At 67.7% G+C, this 8,192-nt stretch carries 12 protein-coding genes; 2 read left to right on the forward strand and 10 right to left on the reverse strand.

What is annotated here, in order from left to right:
- The 4 genes from WEB06_03795 to WEB06_03810 form a co-directional block, all read right to left on the reverse strand.
- On the reverse strand, positions 1 to 365 hold a 365-nt coding region (locus WEB06_03795), incomplete at its 3' end, for a hypothetical protein (protein ID MEX2554738.1).
- 240 nt (positions 366 to 605) lie between these two features.
- The gene (locus WEB06_03800; GenBank protein ID MEX2554739.1) at positions 606 to 962 is read right to left on the reverse strand and encodes a hypothetical protein; all 357 of its coding nucleotides are present in this window, start codon (positions 960 to 962) and stop codon (positions 606 to 608) included.
- 255 nt (positions 963 to 1,217) lie between these two features.
- Positions 1,218 to 1,673 (reverse strand): SRPBCC family protein, encoded by a 456-nt coding sequence (locus WEB06_03805; GenBank protein MEX2554740.1) that lies wholly within the window; start codon positions 1,671 to 1,673, stop codon positions 1,218 to 1,220.
- Entirely contained in the window at positions 1,666 to 1,971 is a 306-nt protein-coding gene (locus tag WEB06_03810) for a metalloregulator ArsR/SmtB family transcription factor (protein ID MEX2554741.1), read from the reverse strand. Before WEB06_03810 ends, WEB06_03805 begins: the two co-directional genes overlap by 8 nt.
- Before the next feature lie 52 nt (positions 1,972 to 2,023).
- Between WEB06_03810 and WEB06_03815 the strand changes: the two genes are divergently transcribed.
- Both WEB06_03815 and WEB06_03820 read left to right on the forward strand, forming a co-directional pair.
- Positions 2,024 to 2,452, forward strand: a complete 429-nt coding sequence (locus WEB06_03815; GenBank protein MEX2554742.1) for an SRPBCC domain-containing protein — start codon at positions 2,024 to 2,026, stop codon at positions 2,450 to 2,452.
- A complete protein-coding gene (locus WEB06_03820; protein ID MEX2554743.1) occupies positions 2,346 to 2,900 on the forward strand; it encodes an SRPBCC family protein in 555 nt (184 codons plus the stop codon). Before WEB06_03815 ends, WEB06_03820 begins: the two co-directional genes overlap by 107 nt.
- Before the next feature lie 36 nt (positions 2,901 to 2,936).
- On the opposite strand, the gene WEB06_03825 is transcribed toward WEB06_03820, so the two are convergent.
- From WEB06_03825 to WEB06_03850, 6 genes are all read right to left on the reverse strand, one after another.
- On the reverse strand, positions 2,937 to 3,539 hold the full coding sequence (locus tag WEB06_03825; GenBank protein ID MEX2554744.1) for a peroxidase-related enzyme: 603 nt from the start codon (positions 3,537 to 3,539) through the stop codon (positions 2,937 to 2,939).
- Positions 3,540 to 3,786: 247 nt separating this feature from the next.
- Entirely contained in the window at positions 3,787 to 4,206 is a 420-nt protein-coding gene (locus tag WEB06_03830; GenBank protein ID MEX2554745.1) for an ester cyclase, read from the reverse strand.
- Positions 4,207 to 4,402: 196 nt separating this feature from the next.
- Positions 4,403 to 4,732, reverse strand: coding sequence for a TfoX/Sxy family protein (locus tag WEB06_03835; protein ID MEX2554746.1), 330 nt, complete (start codon positions 4,730 to 4,732; stop codon positions 4,403 to 4,405).
- Complete coding sequence (locus WEB06_03840) at positions 4,732 to 5,718, reverse strand: RNA polymerase subunit sigma-70 (GenBank protein MEX2554747.1); 987 nt, start codon at positions 5,716 to 5,718, stop codon at positions 4,732 to 4,734. Before WEB06_03840 ends, WEB06_03835 begins: the two co-directional genes overlap by 1 nt.
- A 9-nt stretch (positions 5,719 to 5,727) precedes the next feature.
- Entirely contained in the window at positions 5,728 to 6,129 is a 402-nt protein-coding gene (locus tag WEB06_03845) for a cupin (GenBank protein ID MEX2554748.1), read from the reverse strand.
- A gap of 571 nt (positions 6,130 to 6,700) precedes the next feature.
- Positions 6,701 to 7,834, reverse strand: coding sequence for a site-specific integrase (locus WEB06_03850; protein MEX2554749.1), 1,134 nt, complete (start codon positions 7,832 to 7,834; stop codon positions 6,701 to 6,703).
- Positions 7,835 to 8,192 lie beyond the last annotated feature (358 nt).

Consider the following 8,192-nt stretch of genomic DNA (forward strand, 5'->3'; position numbering starts at 1 on the left):
GGCACGGGTTGGCCGGGTCGACGAGGCCGCAGCGGTTGTCGATCACGACACGAAGTGTCCGTCGCGCGTGCGAGACGCGCTGGCGAAAACGCGTCGCGGCTGCAGTCGAGGACGTCCGCCCCCTCCGCGTCGGTGAGCCCGAGAACGTCGGCGAGCAGGTACGCGGCTCGCTGCGCTCGTGGAAGGCAGAGGAGCATTCCGTAGGTGCAGCTGATGCGGACCTCCTCGGAGAGCAACCGATACTCGGCCTCCTCGAGGGTCGGATCGATGTCGCCCATGCCCGCATCGAGCGCCGCCGCATACTCGTCGGCGGCCCGCACCGCCAACTCGTACATCCGCTTGCGCGTCCGCAGAAGGGACCGCACGGCGACCGTGTACGCCCAGGTCGAGAACTTCGAACGGCCTTCGAACGTTCCAAGGCACGTAACGACTCGGATGAGGATCTCCTGGCAGGCGTCCGGGCGTCGTCGGGATTGCCGAGGAAGCGCAGCGCCAGCCGGTACATCGGATGCTGGATCTCGCGTACGAGCTCGGTGAGGGCGTCGCGGTCGCCCTCGGCGGCGCGGCGGGCGAGCCCGTCGAGCGCCGCCGAGAGCTCGGCGTCGCTACGCCTCGAGGTAGCGGTCAAGGACTCTGCCTCCGAGGCGTGCGATCAGCCGGTCGGCCATGTCGCGGAATACCTCGTCGAGGTGCGCTTTCATGGTCTCGAGTTCCTCCGAGTCGTAAGACATGTGGTAGTCGACACGCGTGCCCGCCGGCGTCGGTTCGAGCGTCGTGCAGGCGACGGCTCCCTCCGTTCCCGTATTGCCCTCGACCTCGACCGATAGGTAGCCGCGGTTCGGCTCGTACCAGTTCATGGCGTCCCGGCTCACGGCAGACAGTGAACCTCCGTCGATCTCGACCGGCTTGAAGTAGCAGGTGTACTCGACGCATCTGCCGTCCGCGTCCTGAACGACCTCCACCCGCTCGAGCCCCACGCTGTATTCGGGGAAGGCGAGAGATCACCCAAGAGCTCCCACAACTCGGGGCACGGGTGCGTCGAGCTCGAGGCGTAGGCGGTTGCGAAGCGGGCCGGACGTGAAGTCGGACGCGGACGGAACGTCTCGCAGTGACCGAATCTCGGTCATGTCGTCTCCTCTCAACGGGCGGCGCCAATCGCCGCCTGCACTAGATGAGAGACACCGATCGTCCCGACTGTGACAGCAGACGCGCCCGGCTCAGGATCGAGGCGAGATGCGTGCGGGGTCAGGCCCGGGGTCGCCGCCCTCGGCGATGATCACGAGACGGCTCGTGTAGTGCTCCCAACCCTCGCGGTGGACCTCGACGGCGTCTGACGGGAGGTCGCGGTGCGTCAGGCGAAGGAACGTGCCGTCCCCGTCCGGCTCGAGCTCGATCTCGACCACGGTCGACCCGGGCGGGACACCGAGGCTCTCCTCCTCCCAGCCCCAGGTGAAGACGAGCCGGCGCTCGGGGACGACCTCGAGGACGGTGCCCGATGCGAAGCCGTCGCCTCGCACGTTCATGCGAAAGACGCCGCCGGGCTCGAGCTCGATGTCTGCTTCGACACCCTGCCAGCTAAGCCAGCGGGTGACGTCCGAGAAGAAGCTGTAAACCGTCGCCGGCCTGGCTGCGATGCGCCGCTCGACGACAAGGGATGCTCCGCGCTCACCCATCGGCCGTCTCGGCCTCCTCCGCCAACGCGGCGAGCTCATCCATCGCACTGGCCCACATCCGCTGCAGGACCTCGGCGAGGTCGCCAAGCTGCTCACGATCCGCGCGATAGAGGCGGCGCGTTCCCTCACGCCGCACGCGGACGAAGCCTGCCGCGCGCAGGACGGCGAGGTGCTGGGAGACGGCCGGAAAGCTGACGTCGAACCGGGCCGCGATCTCGCCGGCGGAGGCTTCCTCGTCCCACACGAGCCGAAGGATCTCCCGGCGCCGCGGCTCGGCGATCACTTGCAAGGCGTCCATGAGCGCGTTACTTTAGCTGGCACTTATTTAAGTGTCGACTAAAGGAGAGCCAGTGACACAGATCATCACGCAGTTCGACGTCGACGCCCCGGCCGCGACGGTCTGGAACGCGCTCACCACGGGCGAGGGCATCCGATCGTGGTGGACGACGCAGGCGGAGGTTCCGGAGGGACCGTCGGCGGTCGTGAGGCTGCGCTTCCCCGACGCCCCGATCAGCTGGGACCTCCGTGTCGAGGAGGCGGAAGAGAACGAGCGGCTGCGCTGGCACTGCGTCGGAGGACCGCCGCCATGGGTCGAAACCGACATCCTGTTCCGACTCGTCCCGGCGCCTGAGGGCGGGACGCGCGTCCTCTTCGACCACGTGGGCTGGAAGGATGCCGAGGAGATGGTTCGGATCGTCACCTTCGGCTGGGTGCAGATGTTCCTCCACCTCAAGGGCTACGCGGAAACCGGCAGGCCGCAGCCGTACTTCGACTTCTGACGCGTGGTCGACGTCGCAACCGAGATCGAGATCGCGCGGGCCCCGCGCCGAGGTCGCCGCGTTCGCGTCCGAACCGGACAACGCGACCGCCTGGTACGAGAACATCGAGCACGTCGAGTGGACGTCCAGGCCGCTCGCGGTCGGCACGCAGCTCGCTTTCGTCGCCCACTTCCTCGGACGCCGTCTCGCCTACACGTACAAGGTCAAGGAACACGTCCCCGGCGAGCGGTTCGTGATGAGCACGGCCGAGGGCCCGTTTCCGATGGAGACCACTTACACGTGGCAGGACGTGCCCGGAGGCGGCACCCGCATGACGCTTCGCAACCGCGGAGCGCCATCGGGGTTCTCGCGCATCGCCTCCCCGTTCATGGCACGCGCGGTCAAGCGCGCGAACGGCAGAGACCTCCGACGGCTCAAGGCAATCCTAGAGCTGCACTCCGAAGGCTAAGACACGACCCCTTGGTCCGACTCGGAGTAGCGCGGCTCACGTCTGTGCCGGCTCGTGAGCGTGTTTACCGGGTTCCCATCCAGCCGGGCCGATCACGGCGTTGGCGAGCTCGAGCGGCGTTGCTTCGAGATCGGTCGCGAGCGTGTCGTTCCACCGGTTGAGGAACCCGAAGAGCGCGATCATGGTCATGAGCTCGACGATCTCGCCGTCGTCGAAGTGACGGTGGAGATCGTCGAAGTCCTCGTCCGTCGCCGCGTTCGGGACAAGCGCCGCATGGTGCGCCAGCCGAAGCGCCGCCCGCTCGGCGTCGCTGAACAGGTCGCTCGACTCATAGCTCCAGATTTGCGCGATCTTCTCGGCCTGCGCGCCCCTGCGAGTCGCGTTAGAGGCGGTGTGCGCCTGGCAATACCGGCAGCCCGCGGCCGTGCTCGCGACGAGGGCCACGAGCTCCTTGAGCTCCGGAGGCACGGTTCCCTCGCGCGCGACCTGGGTGAGCCCGGCGACGGCGCGCAGGATCTCCGGGCGGTGGGCCATCGTGAGCATGCTGTTCGGGAGAAAGCCCATTCGTTCCTCGACCGGCGCAAAAGCATCCTCGAGCTCGGGAACGTCGTCGCGGGAGACGGGCGGTACACGGGCCATCGGCTACCTCCGTTCGTGGCGCTGCCGGTATCGAGCAGCTCGGACGGTCTCGTCGCGGGGTGAAGGCTACGTTCCGAGCGGCGCCTCGGCCACGAGGCTGTTCGGGGGTTCCTCAGCCGGTGACGACGAAGATGCGCGCGACCGAGCTCTTGAGTGCGGTTGCCGCCTCCTCGGCACTCATGCGCCCCGCGCGCACCTCCTCGGCCGCGGCGAGCTGGGTGCTGCCGCGGAGCGGGCGAACGCGTGACTATGTTGCCTGAGCAGAAACATTCGAGCTCGCGTCGAGTTGCTGCATCAACCCGGCCATGTCGGCTTCGGCGCGGTGTTCGACGAGCTTGCCGTCGACGAAGCGATCGAAGGTCATCTCGGTGACGGTTATCTCTCTACCCGTGGGCGCGATGCCCATGAAGTCGCCTGTGTGTGTGCCGGAGAAGCTGCCGCGCGAGAAGACGCGATCGCCGATCTCGAACACTGCCTCGATCGTGTGCCGTCCGCCGGAAAACGCGGAGTAGAACATCTGTCCCATCCCGGCCCACTCCTCGACGCCCATCGGGGGATTGCCTCCGAAGATGGCGCTGAAGTCGGGCGCGAGCAGCTCCCGGATCGAGGCGAAGTCCTGCTCGTCCATGAGCGAGAAGATGCGGCGCAGCGTGTCGGCGTTGGACACAGCTCCTCCTTTTGGCTGAGAGTGCCAACGGACACTATTTGATCGGATTCGCGAGGAAGCGGCCGGGGATGATCGCGCTGAAACCCAGGAACGATTGTGCGGCTGGCGGTCGCGGAGCGTGACGGGCCCCTCGGCGAGCAGAGTCGGCGCGACGATCCCACTGCGAAAGCGAGATCGCTGCTCCTCGACGTCGTATCTAGTCCTTGGGCGGAAGCGAGCGTGCGTACGCGACCGCTCGCTCGACCCAGTTTCGGAGCGCCACGCCTCGAAGCCCCGCCGGCTCGACGTAGACCATCCCCGTCATCGGCCGGCCCGTGAAGTCCATCGGGCGGACGTTCGGCCGGCGCAAGGCCTCCTCGGCGCCGCCGCGTCCCAGCCGGAGCATGAGGTTGTCGCCAACCACGCCGCAGGCCATGTTGCCGTTCACGAGCACGGCGAGGCCGCCGAACATCTTCCGCTCGCTGACGCCGTTCGTGTCCTCGAGAACACTGCGAACGCGCGCGGCGAGCCGCTCGTCATAAGCCATCAGCGCTCCACCCTGGTGGGTAGGCCGAGCTGTGGAAAGAGCTCAGGCTGGCCCGCGAAGCCGGTGATGCTCGCAACCGACTCGCCCTCGAGCGCGAGCACCATGACGCCGTAGGGCTCGAGCTCACCGGCGCCGCTCTCGAGGTAGGCGGCGAGTGCGGGCTGGCCGTTCGCGCGCGTCGGACGGAGCACGATCTTCTCGAGCGCACCGGCAGCCGGAACGGCACGGAAGAAGTCGCCGATCTCCCGTCGTCCCACGACGCGCAGCGGCTCGGGAGGCATCGTCATGACCGCGTCGTCGGCGAGCAGGTCGACGATCGCATCGACGTCGACCGCTTCCCAGGCGGCGAGAAACCGCTCGACGACCCGCGCCTCGGTGTCAGTCGACGCCGGCGCGTGGTCGCGTGCCAGCCGGCCAGCAGCTCGTTCCCGCTCCAGCTTCTCGCGCCCCCTTTGCAGGGCGCTGTTGACCGAGGCGACCGAGTCGCCGAGGATATCCGCGACCTCGCGCGCCGACCAGCCGAGGACATCGCGGAGCACGAGCACTGCCCGCTGACGCGGGGGGAGGAGCTGCATGACGGTCACGAAGGCGAGTCCGATCGACTCGCGCTCCTCGACCTCGATGTCGAGCAGACGGTCGGGGTACGGCTGAAGGTGCGCAATGGCCGCCGCCTCCTCTGGATCGAGCACCTCGGGCTGGCGTGCGCGACGCTCGAGCGCGCGCAGGCACACATTCGTCGCGATGCGATACAGCCATGCCCGAAGCGAGCCGCGCGGCTCGAAGCTACCGACGTTGCGCCACGCCTTCAGCACGGTCTCCTGCAGAGCATCGTCGGCATCGTGGAGCGAGCCGAGCAGCCGGTAGCAGTGGACGTGAAGCGCACGACGATGCGGCTCGAGCAGGCGCGCGAACGCCTGCTCGTCACCGCCGCGAGCCCCAGCGAGCAGCTCTCCCTGGTCGACGGGAGTGAGAGCATGGGTGACCATCGCGTCAGGCTACTCCGCACCCGGAGGATCGGCACCGATCTCCGTCCACGTGTTCGCCCGAAACGCCCCCGGTGCGCCACCCAGCGCGACGAACCGGATCCCTTCGGGGCCGGGCACGATCTGCCGAAGCTGCTCCGGCCCAACCCGAGCCATCGTCCCCGGCCGCAGCTCGAAGCGCTCATCGTCGGCGACCAAAGTCGCCGATCCCTCGAGCGGGATGTACACCTCCTCCTGGTTCGGGTCATAGGCATCAGGGCCGTGCTCGTGCAGCGGATACCCGTCCCAGCTCGGCGGCAGCGTGAGCACCTGCATCCCCCAAGCCGTCACCCCCAACTCCGCGCGAGCCCGCCGCGCGAGCCCACCGCTGATCGGGTCCATCTCGTCGATCTCGCGGAACGTCACGTCAGCCATGAGTCTCCTCCTGTCAGGGCGCCTCGAACCGGCGCCTTTCTTACTTCAATCCGCGGCGCGCCAAGAACTCATCGGTGCGCCCGCGACGAGCCCGGAGGGTGCTCTGCGTACGCAACGCGGACGTTGCGATCGCAGCACACCGAGATGTACGGCGGGGCTGAAGCTTCGCCGGCAGCGTGCACGGCTCCAGTCGCCTCGAATACTGACCCGACGGACGCGAAGTCGGGGAGTGCCCGGTCAGGGCGCAGGCGACCCTTCGCCAGCCAGGTACCAGGTGAACACGGAGCCGATCCCGTGGCTGTACACGGCTCGGTTCGGACGTGGAACGGCTGGGAAGCAGCGTCGCGCTATGCAGCGCGACGCTCGGCCTCGACCTTCAGGTCCCGAAGCCACGTCTGCACGAACCCGACAACCTTCTTCTGCAGGGGCCTCCGAAGCAGACGAGCCAGGAGGCCCTTCATCGACTCCCCTTCTCGACACGGGGTCCGCTCTCGTGGCGATCGAGGCGCCAGACGTGGTAAGGAGGGGGTCGACGGTTCGAGTCCGTCAGAGGGCTTCCGCATTTCTCCTGCTATGAACCGTTTATGTTGGCTGCGGTGGCGGCGGCCTGTCCGTGAAGTGTCCACGCAATGTCCACGCGGTGGACACCGGCCTCGTCAGCGCTCGCGTGACTGTCGAGGAGATTGATCGCGTGGTCGCGTCCATCGCGCGCGAGGTGCCCGTAGTGGCGGTCGATCATCGTCAGGCTGGCGCCCATGTAGCGGGAGAGGTCAAACGTCGAGACACCGGCACGGAGTGCGAAGGTCGCGAAGGTGTGCCGGAGATCGTAGACGCGGCGGATGGGTGTGATCCCGGCTGCGAGTTGTGCGGGCTTCCACTCGCGGGTGCGGAAGTTGTGGAGATCGAAATAGGCGCCGCGCGGTGATGGAAACAGGAGGTCAGTATCAGCCCCGGCCGGGAACTGCTCGAGCGCGTCGAGCGCGATTGCCTGGAGCGGCACGGCGCGGACGCTGCCTTCGGTCTTGGGGCATTTGATCCGGCCGTTGCGGAACGCGCGCCGCACGTAGAGGACACGGGCGTGTCGGTCGACATCACGCTGCTCAAGGGCGATCCACTCCCCCGGCCGCAGGCCGGTCGCTGCCGCGAACATCACGAGCGCGCTCTCGCGGTCGCCAAGCCGGGAGGCGACCTTGGCGAGTTGAGCCCATGACTCGAACGGTCGCTTCTCGGTGCGCCGCCGCTGAGGGTTGTCGACACCGTGCTTGGCCGGGTTGACATCGATCATTTGCCACTCGACCGCGCGGCTCAGCACTTGCCGAAGCGCCTGGGTCGCTTCGAAGCGGTGGCCGGCCGGAATCGTCATCCGCCAGGCTGCGATCTCCTGCGAACGGAGCTGTCCCAACCGTTGACTCCCGAACTCGCTCACCGCTTTTGACAAGAGCCAGCGCAGCTTCTCGATCGTCTCCGGCTGGGCGTCGTGCTGGGCGAGGTACTCATCAACGAGCCCGGCGAGCGTGAGCGTCGTTCCGGTGCCGTTCGCCCGCCGAACCCGCTCCAGCGACTCCCTGGCGTCCTGCTCCGAGCCGAAACCGCCGCGCTGCACCCGTTCCGAGCCGCGCCCACCGGTCCGATACCTGTACCCCCAAAGCGGAGTCCCACCTGGTCGGCTCGACTTCATCGGAAAAACCTGACCCTGCTGTGCCACGACGGGACCTCCCCGATCGACAACGAGACCGAGGAATCACACACCGGCGCAGCGGCCATGACCACCCCACTCACCCAGGGCGTCACCGGTTGAGCCACCACGTTGGCCGGACCGCGTGATACACAGCCGACACCGACTTCGGTGCCGTGAAGGCCCCACCGGTGGCAATCCGACCGACGCGCGCGTCTGGCCAAAGCACGCTGGCGCAGACAAGCGTCGCTCTCCACGCTCCAACGGGCAGCGAAGCAGGGGCTAGTTACCCGTACCGGAGGTCGCCACGGCGATCTGCGTCGGGGGTCGCGGCGAGCTGATCGCCCCGATGATGCGGGGATGTCCATCGACGAGCGGCATCGCATGA

The organism is Actinomycetota bacterium (assembly GCA_040905475.1).
GTDB lineage: Bacteria > Actinomycetota > AC-67 > AC-67 > AC-67 > DATFGK01.

What these genes read in the sequence shown, in the direction of transcription:
- WEB06_03805 (MEX2554740.1), bottom strand. Translation starts at nt 1,673, where the DNA reads ATGGGTGAGCGCGGAGCATCCCTTGTCGTCGAGCGGCGCATCGCAGCC.
- WEB06_03810 (MEX2554741.1), bottom strand. Translation starts at nt 1,971, where the DNA reads ATGGACGCCTTGCAAGTGATCGCCGAGCCGCGGCGCCGGGAGATCCTT.
- WEB06_03820 (MEX2554743.1), top strand. Translation starts at nt 2,346, where the DNA reads ATGCCGAGGAGATGGTTCGGATCGTCACCTTCGGCTGGGTGCAGATGT.
- WEB06_03825 (MEX2554744.1), bottom strand. Translation starts at nt 3,539, where the DNA reads ATGGCCCGTGTACCGCCCGTCTCCCGCGACGACGTTCCCGAGCTCGAG.
- WEB06_03835 (MEX2554746.1), bottom strand. Translation starts at nt 4,732, where the DNA reads ATGGCTTATGACGAGCGGCTCGCCGCGCGCGTTCGCAGTGTTCTCGAG.
- WEB06_03840 (MEX2554747.1), bottom strand. Translation starts at nt 5,718, where the DNA reads ATGGTCACCCATGCTCTCACTCCCGTCGACCAGGGAGAGCTGCTCGCT.
- WEB06_03845 (MEX2554748.1), bottom strand. Translation starts at nt 6,129, where the DNA reads ATGGCTGACGTGACGTTCCGCGAGATCGACGAGATGGACCCGATCAGC.